14 protein-coding genes and 1 riboswitch are annotated in these 12,971 nt (G+C 44.8%); of the genes, 11 read left to right on the forward strand and 3 right to left on the reverse strand.

Annotation, left to right across the window (positions count from 1 at the left end; genetic code table 11):
• Positions 1-76 precede the first annotated feature (76 nt).
• The 7 genes from CXK86_RS10595 (at position 77) to CXK86_RS10625 (ending at position 6,730) form a co-directional block, all read left to right on the forward strand.
• Positions 77-1,627 (forward strand): ABC-F family ATP-binding cassette domain-containing protein, encoded by a 1,551-nt coding sequence (locus tag CXK86_RS10595; protein WP_076250230.1) that lies wholly within the window; start codon positions 77-79, stop codon positions 1,625-1,627.
• A 75-nt stretch (positions 1,628-1,702) separates the two neighbouring features.
• A riboswitch (TPP riboswitch) is annotated at positions 1,703-1,812 on the forward strand.
• A gap of 225 nt (positions 1,813-2,037) precedes the next feature.
• A complete protein-coding gene (locus CXK86_RS10600; protein ID WP_076250621.1) occupies positions 2,038-2,700 on the forward strand; it encodes a thiamine phosphate synthase in 663 nt (220 codons plus the stop codon).
• A 17-nt stretch (positions 2,701-2,717) separates the two neighbouring features.
• A complete protein-coding gene (gene thiO / locus CXK86_RS10605; protein ID WP_076250232.1) occupies positions 2,718-3,890 on the forward strand; it encodes a glycine oxidase ThiO in 1,173 nt (390 codons plus the stop codon).
• Positions 3,887-4,090, forward strand: coding sequence for a sulfur carrier protein ThiS (thiS, locus tag CXK86_RS10610; protein ID WP_036613636.1), 204 nt, complete (start codon positions 3,887-3,889; stop codon positions 4,088-4,090). The genes thiO and thiS overlap by 4 nt, the downstream gene beginning before the upstream one ends.
• Before the next feature lie 2 nt (positions 4,091-4,092).
• Positions 4,093-4,860 carry a thiazole synthase gene (locus CXK86_RS10615; protein WP_076250623.1) on the forward strand — a complete coding sequence of 256 codons (768 nt, stop codon included), beginning with the start codon at positions 4,093-4,095 and terminating at the stop codon, positions 4,858-4,860.
• On the forward strand, positions 4,857-5,906 hold the full coding sequence (locus tag CXK86_RS10620; RefSeq protein WP_076250234.1) for a ThiF family adenylyltransferase: 1,050 nt from the start codon (positions 4,857-4,859) through the stop codon (positions 5,904-5,906). Before CXK86_RS10615 ends, CXK86_RS10620 begins: the two co-directional genes overlap by 4 nt.
• A 119-nt stretch (positions 5,907-6,025) precedes the next feature.
• Positions 6,026-6,730: a response regulator transcription factor gene (locus tag CXK86_RS10625; protein ID WP_076250236.1), complete on the forward strand. Its 705-nt coding sequence runs from the start codon at positions 6,026-6,028 to the stop codon at positions 6,728-6,730.
• A gap of 110 nt (positions 6,731-6,840) precedes the next feature.
• Here the strand turns inward: CXK86_RS10625 and CXK86_RS10630 are convergent, their stop codons facing one another.
• Both CXK86_RS10630 and CXK86_RS10635 read right to left on the reverse strand, forming a co-directional pair.
• Positions 6,841-7,341, reverse strand: a complete 501-nt coding sequence (locus CXK86_RS10630; protein ID WP_076250238.1) for a C40 family peptidase — start codon at positions 7,339-7,341, stop codon at positions 6,841-6,843.
• Positions 7,342-7,637: 296 nt separating this feature from the next.
• Positions 7,638-8,279 (reverse strand): thiamine diphosphokinase, encoded by a 642-nt coding sequence (locus CXK86_RS10635; RefSeq protein ID WP_076250239.1) that lies wholly within the window; start codon positions 8,277-8,279, stop codon positions 7,638-7,640.
• Between the two features lie 182 nt (positions 8,280-8,461).
• Between CXK86_RS10635 and CXK86_RS10640 the strand changes: the two genes are divergently transcribed.
• A complete protein-coding gene (locus CXK86_RS10640) occupies positions 8,462-9,163 on the forward strand; it encodes a trimeric intracellular cation channel family protein (RefSeq protein ID WP_036613646.1) in 702 nt (233 codons plus the stop codon).
• 1 nt (position 9,164) lies between these two features.
• Positions 9,165-9,635, forward strand: a complete 471-nt coding sequence (locus CXK86_RS10645; RefSeq protein ID WP_036613648.1) for a low molecular weight protein-tyrosine-phosphatase — start codon at positions 9,165-9,167, stop codon at positions 9,633-9,635.
• Between the two features lie 165 nt (positions 9,636-9,800).
• Here the strand turns inward: CXK86_RS10645 and CXK86_RS10650 are convergent, their stop codons facing one another.
• A complete protein-coding gene (locus tag CXK86_RS10650; protein ID WP_036613651.1) occupies positions 9,801-10,535 on the reverse strand; it encodes an alpha/beta hydrolase in 735 nt (244 codons plus the stop codon).
• Between the two features lie 256 nt (positions 10,536-10,791).
• On the opposite strand from CXK86_RS10650, the gene pdhA reads away from it, so the two are divergent.
• A complete protein-coding gene (gene pdhA, locus CXK86_RS10655) occupies positions 10,792-11,859 on the forward strand; it encodes a pyruvate dehydrogenase (acetyl-transferring) E1 component subunit alpha (RefSeq protein WP_017688072.1) in 1,068 nt (355 codons plus the stop codon).
• 101 nt (positions 11,860-11,960) lie between these two features.
• Complete coding sequence (locus CXK86_RS10660; RefSeq protein ID WP_036613653.1) at positions 11,961-12,938, forward strand: alpha-ketoacid dehydrogenase subunit beta; 978 nt, start codon at positions 11,961-11,963, stop codon at positions 12,936-12,938.
• The last annotated feature ends 33 nt before the right edge of the window (positions 12,939-12,971 follow it).

Below are 12,971 nucleotides of genomic sequence, written 5' to 3' on the forward strand. Positions count from 1 at the left end.
GACTGGACCTGTGCTAGAATAGGGTTTCGGAACAATAACAAAAGTAATGTCTAATAGATAGGAGCAACCTCATCTTATGAGTTTATTGTCAGTAGAGAACGTAAGTCACAATTTTGGAGATCGCACGTTATTTAAAAATGTATCGTTTCGTTTACTTGCCGGAGAGCGCGTAGGACTTGTTGGTGCCAATGGTGTGGGTAAATCCACATTAATGAACATCCTTACCGGTAAATTGCTTAAAGATAGTGGAAAAGTGGAATGGACACCTAAGGTCCGTTATGGATATCTGGATCAGCACACGAAGCTTACGCCAGGCAAAACCATTCGTGACGTGCTTAAGGATGCATTCCTTCCGTTGCTTGAATTGGAAAAAGAAATGATGAATATTACGGACCAGATGGCAGATGCAGATCCAGATAAGCTGGAGCAGTTGCTGGAAGAGATGGGCGATATTCAGGAACAACTGGAACAGGGCGATTTTTATCTGATTGACGTAAAAGTGGAAGAGATGGCCAATGGTCTTGGTTTATCCGCAATTGGTCTTGATCGAGATGTCGCAGCTCTAAGTGGTGGACAACGTACCAAGGTGCTTCTTGCCAAGCTTCTGCTCGAGAAACCTACAGCTCTTTTACTGGATGAGCCGACCAACTATCTGGATGTAGAGCACATTGAATGGCTGTCACGTTACCTGAAGGACTACCCACACGCGTTTCTCTTAATCTCCCATGACACGGAATTCATGAATGAAGTCGTAAATGTCATTTATCATTTGGAATTTGCCAAATTAACGAGATATGCAGCGAACTATAACAAGTTCCTCGAGATGGCTGATATGAATAAAGCCCAGCATATTGATGCATACGAGAAGCAGCAAGAGTACATCAAGAAGCAGGAAGATTTCATTCAGCGTAACAAGGCACGTGCTTCAACTTCAGGTCGAGCGAAGAGCCGGGAGAAACAGCTGGACAGAATTGAACGTATTGATCGTCCAGATGAAGCAGCTAAACCAACGTTCAAATTCAAGGATGCCCGTGCGAGCAGCAAAACGGTCTTTGAGGGCATTGATTTTGAAATTGGATATACGTATCCTTTGCTGCCTAAGATGACAATGACAATTGAACGTGGTGAGAAAATTGCCATCGTAGGTTGTAATGGTGTGGGTAAATCGACGCTGTTGAAAACCATCCTGGGAAAAATATCTCCACTCAGTGGAAAGACTTTCTTGGGAGATTATCTCGAAACGGCCTATTTTGAGCAGGAAGTCCGTGCTGGAAATATCACGCCGATTGAGGATGTCTGGAATGAGTTTTCACATTTGACCCAGAATGAAGTCCGGGGTCATCTCGCTCGCTGTGGGTTGAAAAATGAGCACATTACCCGTCCGCTTAACATGCTGAGTGGTGGAGAACAAGCGAAGGTTCGTTTATGCAAACTCTTGATGCGTGAAAGCAACTGGATTCTATTCGATGAGCCGACGAACCATCTGGATGTAACGGCCAAAGCTGAGTTGCAGCGTGCGTTGCAAGAATTCAAGGGAACAGTGATACTTGTATCTCATGAACCTGATTTCTACGAGGGTTGGGTCACCAAAACATGGAATGTCGAAGAATGGTCTGAGAAAAACTAGACGATTCAAGCAACGTTCAGCAGAAATGAACGGTGACAAAAAAATCCGTCTATGGTAATATAGGCTACAACTTCATATGAACACTAGGGGGGCCGCACGATGCGGCTGAGATGGAAGAATGCGATTCCGGACCCTTTGCACCTGATCTGGATCATACCAGCGTAGGGAAGTGGCGAGCGCGTTTCAGTGAATGACGTGAGCAAACGGCAATCGAAAGAATTCAACCGTCTTGCTTAGTAAATTGAAACATGCAGTTGCGTGTATAACGTTATGGCTATAAGGTCTATAGCTTTATTGCACGAAATGAACTGTATGTATCAGTCAGTCATCTGGTCCTATAATTAATACGCAGCCACTCCCCTACGGGAGTGGCTTTTTTGTGTTTTCATAGCATTCACGTATGGAAGGAGATGAAAAGTACGGTAATTTCTCATGAACGTGTACACGGATCATTTGAACTGCATGTTGTATCTACGGGTGTAGGGAATCAAGCATCTTTTGTAAAAGCTGCAAAGGACGTTTGGCCATGGGTGGACTACATCCATATACGAGAGAAACAACTCTCGTGGCAACAAAAGATCGGTTGGGCTGAAAGTCTGCGTGGTGTTGGCGTTCCATCTTGTCGCATCGTTATCAATGGTTCAGAACTGCCACCACAGAATGACATCTATGGCGGTGTACATTGGGGGCAAGAGGCTATACGTAACTACAACCCTGCTGTTATAAGCAATGTCCAGCGAATTCGTCTGGGTGTATCTGTTCATTCAATCGATGAGGCAAAAATCGCTGAAGAACGGGGAGCCGATTACCTTTTCTTCGGGCATGTCTACTCAACCAACAGTAAGCCTGATCTTGAACCAAGAGGATTATATGCTCTGGCTGAAGTGTGCTCTGGTGTCTCCATTCCTGTCATGGCGATTGGGGGCATCGAACCGGGAAACATTCACGCTATTCTTTCTGCAGGCGCACAGGGAGTCGCTGTGATCTCGAATGTGTGGGCGAGCGATTCCCCGGATCGGGCTGCTGCATTATTAAGGCAGGCTATCGTTGCTACAGAAAGTCTGAGCCGCTGAATCAAGGAGATGAGATGATGAAAGAGATCATTACTGCTAGACCGGATAAAATTCATGCAGAAACGATTATTGTAGGCGGAGGCGTTGTTGGATGTGCCATTGCGTATGAACTTGCTTCCCGTGGACAGGATGTGCTGTTACTGGAGCGTTCGGCGATTGCAGGAGGGACTTCTTGCGCAGCGGCTGGGATGCTGGCAGCAGACAGTGAGGATTTTGCTCATCCTTTGATGGCTAAGCTCGCCAGGCAGAGTAGACAGTTACTTATCGAGCAACAGGAGCTAATGGCTACACTCAGTGAGGTAGAGACTGGCCTGCAACGCCAGGGATTCCTAACTCCTTTTCGTTCATACAGTGAATTAAGTAGCTATAAGAACAATCGGAAGTCTGCGTTGTCTGCTTCTGCTGATGAGGTGTGGTGGGACCGTTCCGTTGTGCAACAGGAGGCATCATGGCTTAACAGAGATACGTATGGAGCCTACTACAGACCTTACGAGAGTGAGATTCTTCCTGTCCATCTAACGAAGGCATATGCTGAATCCGCTCAAGCATTGGGAGCACGGGTTATGGAGGACATACAGGATATACGTGTGCAAGCAAACGAACACGGTGTGCAGGGGATCACCACATCGATCGGTGAGATGAAATGCAAACATGTCATTATAGCGGCTGGATTACAGAGTGAAGAGTTGATGAGACATGTGAATCTGAGCTTGCCTGTGTGGTCGGTAAAAGGTGAAATAGCCGCCGTTCAGTTCTCAGATGAACATGCAGGGTACAGACCTGATAGAACGGTGTATGCAGAGGATATCTATATTGTTCCCAAAGCCAATGGAGAGGTTTGGCTTGGGGCAACCAGTCTGCCAGGCAGAACGGATTTGAACGTTTCTGTACAGGGTGTTCAGAAGCTGCTAACAGCGGCTACCCACTGGGTGCCTGGGATGAAGGAAGCACAATTTATACGAGCGTGGGCAGGCGTAAGACCGGCAACTCCCGATGGACTGCCTTATATAGGTGCTTGCAAGAGTATACCCGGGTTGTTTGCCGCCTTTGGACATTACCGCAACGGTATCTTGCTTAGTGCGATAACAGGTAGGCTTATCGCTGAGTTGCTCGCTGGCAAAAGCTCAGAAGAACTCGGAATTGAGGCGCTGAGCCCTGAGCGATTGAACAGAAAGGGAGTGGTGCAGTGAATATCATCGTTAATGGTCAACGGATGGAGATTGAAGACAGATTGAATCGTGTGGATAAATTACTCCAATCTTTTGATTTGCAAGTCAAGACTGTAGTTGTAGAGCTGAACAAGCATATTTTAACGCGTGAGTATCATGAAACGACGGCATTAAGAGAAGGCGATCGAATCGAGATTGTACATTTTGTAGGAGGCGGTTGATGATGTTGAACATTGGTAAATATACGTTTGAGTCCAGATTGTTGCTTGGAACAGGCAAGTTTTCGGATCTGGAAGTGCAAAGTCAGGCTGTGGAAGCATCTGAAACGGAAGTTTTGACCTTTGCTGTTCGTCGTCTGAATCTGGAAGAGCGTAACCAGAAGCATTTCCTGGATACGTTGGATCTGGATAAATACACACTTCTTCCGAATACGGCAGGGGCTTCCACTGCGGAAGAGGCGGTGCGGATTGCCGAGCTTGCGCGGGCTTCAGGACTTTGTGATATGATAAAAGTCGAAGTCATCGGAGATGGAATGACGTTACTCCCAGATCCGATTGAAACGTACAAGGCTTGCGAAATTTTGCTGGAAAAGGGCTTCACGGTATTGCCTTATATTTCGGATGATGTCATTCTGGCCAAAAGGCTACAATTACTTGGCGTACATGCTGTAATGCCTGGCGCTTCTCCCATCGGAGCTGGTAGAGGTATCATCAATCCCTATAACCTTGAGATCATCATTGAGCAGGCCGTTGTACCTGTAATTGTGGATGCAGGATTGCGCTCCCCAAAAGATGCTGCTTATGCGATGGAACTTGGTGCCGATGGCGTATTGTTAAATACAGCCGTATCCGGATCAGGGGATCCAGTGAGCATGGCTAAAGCGATGCGATTGGGGGTAGAAGCCGGTAGATTGGCATATGAGGCAGGCATGATTCCCGTAAAGCGTTATGCAGCAGCCAGTAGTCCGGTGGAAGGAATGGTTCATACATGACAGATCAAATAACATCTTCCGAGCAGGCCGATCGTTATTCCAGACAGGAACGGTACGCGCCACTTGGCAAGGAAGGCCAGGCCAGATTAAAGGGCAGCAGAGTTTTAATTGTAGGCGCTGGCGCACTCGGAACAGGAATTGCAGAAACGTTAGTTCGTTCAGGAGTCGGACACTTAACGATTGTGGATCGTGATTATGTGGAGTGGAGTAACCTGCAGCGGCAGCAATTATATGTAGAACAGGACGCGCTTGAGCGGATACCGAAGGCAATGGCGGCGGAAAAACGTTTATCTGCCATTAATTCCACGGTTCATGTGGAAGGGAAAGTGTTGGACGTCAGAGTAGATGAGTTGGAAGAACTCGTTCAGCATACAGACTTGATCATGGATGCAACGGATAACTTTGATACCCGACTACTTATTAATGATATGGCACAGAAGCACGGTATTCCCTGGATTTATGGTGGATGCGTAGGTAGTTATGGTATTACCTATACGTTTATGCCCGGAGATACGCCATGTTTAAATTGTTTGCTGGGTGAAGTCCCTCTGGGTGGAGATACCTGTGATACGTCTGGCATCATACCTCAAGCCGTACAGATGGTAACGGCGAATCAGACCGCAGAAGCGATGAAGTTACTTAGTGGCAATGCAAATGCATTGAGACGTAAGTTATTGTCATTTGACGTGTGGAGGAACGAATACATATCCATCAATGTGGATGGTGCGAAAAAGCAAGACTGTCCTTCCTGCGGTACTTCGGCAACGTATCCATATCTTTCTGCGTCCAATCTGGAGAAAACAGATGTGTTGTGTGGCAGGGACACCGTTCAGATCCGACCTGCAAGGCGCATGAATCTGGATCTTCAACATACAGCAGATCGCCTGAACAGGCTTCAAGAAGGAAAAGTGGAATCCAATCCGTTTCTGGTTTCTTTTACAACAGGAGTCCATAGAATGGTTATTTTCCAAGATGGACGTGTCCTCGTACACGGAACAAAAGACACAGCTGAAGCACGTACGCTTGTCCATCGCTACTTTGGTTAAAGCAAGAAAGAAGCAAAGTCTGTTCCCTTGAGGGAATGGACTTTTTCATTTTACGGCATGCTATCTGTACCAACCATTGCTGCGAGCGGTGGGGATAGAGACAGGCCGGGTGAAAAAGAGTGAAAACAGCCATTTTGCTGATTGGAGCAGGAGAGCAGGTCAGCCTTATTCAGGATGTTTTATGTAGCGAAGGGTATGAAGTGCAACGAATGGAGTGGTCTGAACTAAACCAATCCGTCGAGCCTTCGTTGTTGCATATTAACCTGATCATCCTGGTAGACCGGGAAGAGGGGACGAAACATTGTGGCAAGGATCAGAAATTAGAATTAAAACGATGGTTAGATAAAGGTCAGGTTATACCTCTACTGGTTATTACTTCAAATGCATCTCCTCAGTTCATCGTGGAATGGCTGGATTATGGAGCTAATGACGTGATGGAGGAACCCATCCACATGACCGTAATGCTTGCCAGAATACGAAACTTATTGCGTGTTTTTGCGAATGCAACACCAGAGGGCGAAGAAGTAATTGTAGTACATGATCTTAAAGTGAATTTGCGTTCAAGACGGGTAAATCGTGCGGGTGAATACCTGACATTAACACCAAAAGAGTACGAATTGCTGGAATTTCTGGCCCTGCATGTGAATAAAGCATGTACCCGGAGTGATATTTTGCGGGAAGTATGGGGATATGAGTATGCGATGGATACCAACGTTGTGGATGTGTATATCAAACATCTGAGGGTTAAGGTGGATAAGGGAAGAAGTGTGAAACTGATTCATACTGTGCGTGGGATCGGTTATATGTTGCATGATAAAAATTAGATTACGAAGGTTAGTTCCATGAATCACCAGTTTAAAGTGTGGCAAAAAGAGGGTAAAAATAAAAGACCGGATAATACCCCCGGTCCTTACTCATTAGCTATGATGTGAATCTAAAGTACACGACGAGCTTTAACATACGTTCTCTTCCAAGTACCAGAGTCCAGATCAGAGAGGGTTACGCCTGGAGATCCGTACGTATGCAGAATCTTACCATTTCCCGCATAAACGCCTACGTGAGTGACATTGGAACCGGTAGAACGGCTACCGCTGGAGAAGAATACCAGATCTCCGACACGGAGATTAGCTTTAGACACAGCTTTACCTTCTTTGGATTGGTTCACGGAAGTGCGCGGCAAATCTACACCATACTTTTTGAAAATATATTTCATAAAAGAAGAGCAATCAAAAACTTTGGTTGTTGAGGTTGAAGCACCAAATTTATATGGAGTTCCAGTAAATTGTTTACCATAGTTAACAATCTGTTGACCTGTGGATACAGAAGCAGTTGCTGCCTGTGCAACAGGTGCGTTAGTCATTAATACAGCTCCAAAACCTAGTGTAGCGCACAACCCGACGGTTACGGCCTTTTGGACAAAGATGTTTGTTTTCATGTTAGTTAGTACCTCCAAAATTCGTTTTCGTTAAGTTGCTAGAGCGAGTATAACAGCTTTGTAACAGCCTAGAAATTGGATAGGGGAGTGTAATCCCTTGCACCACAATGGTTTGGGTATGTTTATTAAAATATGATTAAAAATGTCAAAAAATTAATCATTGACGAATGAAGAATAATGATGAAACAACAAAGACCCTTGAATATCAAGGGTCTTTATTATGTGTGAACCTATTTTCTTGATTGAATCACTGGTTACAAAAACGTAATAAATAACTATGAAGCATACGAATAGATTCAATCTTTGCTCTGAATAATCAGTAATAAGCCGCTATCAATAGTGACTGTACCGGAGGAGCCTAAGAGCTTGTTGCTTACACCCAAGGATTGTCCCATGCGAATGGTGGCTTGATCTAGCGGATACATAAAACCATCTAGAGTTATTCCAGTAACTTCATGAGTCAAGGGGAGCAGAGAAACATATTTATAGTCACGGTCCTCAACCACAGCTTTGGATGTGGTCAGTGTCATGTAATTGTGCTTGTCCTGAATGGCACAGGAGATATGATGCTGCATCGCGCGAACCATAATATGTACATTGGCGAGTGTGTGATCCATACGTGTACCTGTAGCACCTAACATTAAGATGTGAGAAGGTTCGTAATCTAGCGCTGTCTCAAAAGCCATTTCTGTATCAGTAAGATCTTTGTGAACAGGGTCGCATGTAATGAACCGAATGCTATTGTTACTTACAATGATACGTTCCTCTTCATTAATGGAGTCGAAGTCTCCTACTGCAATGTGTGGCTGAATTCCGTGTTCAATTAAAAATAATGCACCGCGATCGGCCGCGATGATCATATCATCTTCTCGTATTTCCTGAAGTAATTCTACAGATAAGTTTCCGCCTGTAAAAATAATAATCCGTTTCGCCGTCATTTTATTTCATCCTTCCTAATTCAGAGAAAAATAGTCCATTGTTCAAATATAATGTTGGAACCTGTACAAATATATTCACCAAACCAGTATAATCCACAAAATGTGGTTGCACAATTTCAGTGCTCGCGGATACAATGGGTAGAGCGACATGGAGATGACTTGAAAAGTGAGGTTTGAACAGGTTGGACTTACACATTTTTGAAGTATTCAGCATTATAGGCACTATCGCATTTGCAATGTCCGGTGCCTTCGTGGCAATGGAAGAGGAGTATGACATTCTGGGTGTTCTAGTGCTTGGACTTGTCACGGCATTCGGAGGCGGGATTATCCGGAATGTACTTATAGGTATACCTGTAACGACACTGTGGAGTCAGGGATCACTTATTATGTTAGCCCTAGTATCAGTAGCGATTGCGTTTATATTACCTCTCAAGTGGATTAGTCACTGGAAGCGAACAGAGGCGCTGTTTGATGCAATCGGACTCGCAGCATTTGCAATTCAAGGGGCGCTCTACGCGGCGAACATGGGACATCCTATTAGCGCAGTTATCGTTGCAGCAGTAATGACCGGTATTGGTGGAGGCGTTATTCGTGATGTGCTTGCTGGACGTAAACCGCTTGTATTGCGTGACGAAATCTATGCTGTATGGGCAATGACAGCCGGTTTTGTTATAGGTATGGGCTGGTTAACAACGAATGCTGGATTATTATTTTGTTTTGCGGCCGTTGTGTTCTTCCGGATGTGTTCTGTACATTATAAATGGAAACTGCCACGTCGTTCGCTCGTACCATCTGAGACCGGAAACGTCAGTCCTCAGCCGGAGAACATTGTGACACAGCCAACATCGTCGGTACTTCAAGGTACGTTAAGCAAGGGGGATTAATATGATTAATGTTTTGTTTGTATGTCTGGGCAATATATGTAGATCACCAATGGCTGAAGCCGTTTTGCGTCACAAAGTCCTGGAGAAGGGGCTTGAACACCAGATTCGTGTGGACTCTGCGGGTACAGGGGACTGGCATGTTGGTAAACCTCCGCATGAAGGGACGCGAAAATTGCTTGATTCGTACCAGATTTCTTATGCCAACATGGCAGCAAGACAGTTCGCCAGCGAAGACTTTACTCAATTTGATTACATTGTGTGTATGGATAATTCCAATGCAGATAATGTGCGCAACGTTCCAGGCGGAGCTGAGGCGGACATCATCAAGTTCATGGACATGCTTCCTAAGGAAAAACTCAGAGAAGTACCTGACCCATATCACACAGGCAATTTTGAAGAGGTGTACGAGCTGGTTAACGCAGGCTGCGATGTTCTGTTGAGTAAGATTGAAGCGGAACATTCCTTAGCCTAAAAAGTAAACGGAATTCATGCTTAATTTGTAATTGGACAAAGAAGCAGGATTAGAGCACTTAAAGCAAGCAGGATATCCTGCTTCTTTTTCAGGTTACAATTGTAAGCGGTATCATTAAAATGAAAAAAAATAGCGGCATTTCAGCCGCTTGTTAAAGTGGTCCTTTTATCTTTCCTGGAGAAAATAAAGTAATGCTTCGGGCAATTCCTTCTGCCAAAAACCCCATTGGTGTTTTCCGTCTTTCTCCTGATAGGAGACGAGGGCACCACGCTTTTCCAGTAATTCTCGAGTATCCCGGTTTAATTGAACAAAATCATACGTACCCGTGTCTGCCTCGAAATCAGTCTCTTGCAAGCCAACAATCATCCAGATCGAGAGCCAAGACAGATCTTCAGCTGCGGCATAGATCTCCTGTGAAGCAGAGTAGAAGGCACCAGACATGCTGATCACACGTGTAAACAGATCCGGATATAACAGAGCAAGATGAAGCGAAACACTGCCACCGAGCGAGTCTCCGGCAAGAATGCGTTCCTGCGGAGAACGGCGCACAGGATATTTCTCTTCTATATAGGGAATAATCTCTTCAGCGAAGCAAGTGGTATATGCCTTGAACCGATCTCCAAATGGAGCATATTCCTGCGTTCTCACAGACACATCGACCTGAACCCCTACAATAATGAAAGGTTCGGCTCCTTCGTCCAGAATAATTTGGTTAGCTGTTGTAGCAATTCGTCCGAAATTAAAAAATTCTTCGCCATCCTGACAATAAACGACAGGGTAGCTAAGCAATTCGTTATAGCCCGGAGGAAGGTAAATACGGAGCGTTCGCTTCTCTCCGAGATAGCGACTTTCAATCTCTTCCTTCACAATCGTGCGTTTCAAATAGCGGGAATCCGTCATAAAACGTCACCTTTCTCGGTTAATTTTTTGCATTCGACCGCGCAATACGGTAAGATTACCCTTGTGCGGGGTTAGGTCAAACACGCAATCATGTATTATGCTGTTATACCAATATTAAGCCCCTGTTATACATACAATCCGGCAGGAAACATAAAAAAATTACGGATTTCTTTGACGTATGGAGTGAAACAGGTGTATAATAATATTATAACAGCGGAACTTGATATTCAAATTTTTTGTTGAGGTGAAGAAAAAAATGAGCAAGGTTCCTTATGAAGTGTATACAGAGGATGTAGAAGCTCTGTCCGTGCTGTCTCCTGACGGCGAAATTGTTAACAAAGACATGATGCCTACACTTTCCGATGATCAATTAAAAGAAATTATGTACCGCATGGTATTTACCCGTACTTGGGATGACCGTGCAGTAAACCTTGGCCGTCAAGGTCGTCTTGGTTTCTATGCTCCAGTATCTGGTCAAGAAGCGACAATGGTTGGTAGTGAATTTGCAATTGAAAAAGAAGACTTTGTATGTCCTGGCTATCGTGACATTCCGCAACTCGTATGGCACGGACTTCCTCTTTATCAAGCATTCTTGTACTCCCGTGGACACCAACATGGTGGACAAATTCCAGATGGCGTTAATGTATTGATGCCACAAATCATCATTGGTGCACAAATTCTGCATGCAATGGGTATCGCTATGGGTTACAAATTGAAGAAACAAAAACAAGTTGTTATCACGTACACAGGTGATGGCGGTTCTTCTGAAGGTGACTTCTATGAAGGTCTGAACTACGCTGGTGTATACAAACTGCCTGTTATCTTCTTTGTACAAAACAATGGTTATGCCATCACTACTCCTTTTGCTAAACAAACTGCAGCTCTTTCCATCGCTCACAAAGCGGTAGCAGCAGGTATCAAAGGTGTTAAAGTTGACGGTATGGACATCTTCGCTGTTATCAAAGCTGTTCAGGAAGCTGCTGAGCGTGGACGTAACGGAGAAGGCGCAACATTGATCGAAGCAGTAACTTACCGTTTCCGTCCTCACTCCCTTTCGGATGATGCTTCCAAGTATCGTACAAAAGAAGAAGAGGCAGAATGGTCTGCTAAAGATCCTATCGCACGTTTCGCTAAATATCTGGAGAAAAAAGGTCTTTGGACTGAAGAAGATACAGCACGTGTGAAAGAAGAAGCAAAAGCTAAAGTAAATGAAGAGATCAAAAAAGCGGAAAAAACCGAGAAAATGACGATTTCAGGCTTGATCGACAGCATGTTCGAACAAACGCCTAAGCACTTGGAAGAGCAAAAAGCTGATTTCCAATAAGTTTTTTCCGATAAAGCATAAACATCCGCGACTTTAATGTCCCGGTATACATGTACGAATTCAAATGTGAACTGTCAATGTTTAAGGAGGAAATGAAGCAAATGGCACAAATGAACATGAAAGAAGCAATCCGTGATGCGCTTCGCGTGGAGTTGAAACGTGATCCTAACGTTCTGCTTTTCGGTGAAGACGTAGGTAATGTAGGCGGTGTTTTCCGTGTAACGGAAGGTCTGCAAAAAGAGTTTGGCGAAGAGCGTGTATTTGATACACCATTGGCTGAGTCCGCTATTGGTGGTCTGGCTGTAGGTCTGGGTGTACAAGGCTTCCGTCCGGTTGCTGAGATCCAATTCGTTGGTTTTATCTTCGAAGCCCTTGACCAAATGGTAGTGCAAGCTGCTCGTATGCGTTTCCGCTCCGGTGGAAAATACAATTCTCCAATCGTATTCCGTACACCATTCGGTGGCGGCGTAAAAGCGGCAGAATTGCATACAGATTCCCTGGAAGGTCTGCTCACGCAAACACCAGGTATCAAAGTCGTAATTCCTTCTAACCCTTACGATGCAAAAGGTCTGATGATCGCTTCTATTCGCGATAACGATCCTGTATTCTTCATGGAGCACTTGAACTTGTACCATGCTTTCCGTGCAGAAGTGCCTGAAGAAGATTACGTTGTTGAATTGGGCAAAGCGAACGTTGTTCGTGAAGGTTCTGATGTAACGATCATTACTTACGGTATGATGGTTCACACTTCTGTGAAAGCAGCAGATGAACTCGAAAAACAAGGAATCAAAGTTGAAGTTATCGACCTTCGTACGGTTAGCCCGATCGACATCGATACTATCGTTGCTTCCGTTAAGAAAACAAACCGTGCAATTGTTGTACAGGAAGCTCAAAAGAGCGCAGGTGTTGCAGCTGAAGTCATTGCCCAAATCAATGAAAAAGCAATCCTGCACTTGGAAGCTCCGGTTCTGCGTGTAGCTGGTCCGGACACTGTATATCCATTTGCACAAATCGAAGATACATGGCTGCCTAACCCGGCGCGTATCATTGCTGCGGTTAACAAAGTCGTAAATTTCTAATTTAATCATCTGACATGCCGCAAGGCGCAGTAT

Origin of the sequence: Paenibacillus sp. BGI2013 (assembly GCF_002843485.1) — a bacterium.
GTDB classification, from domain to species: Bacteria; Bacillota; Bacilli; order Paenibacillales; family Paenibacillaceae; genus Paenibacillus; species Paenibacillus amylolyticus.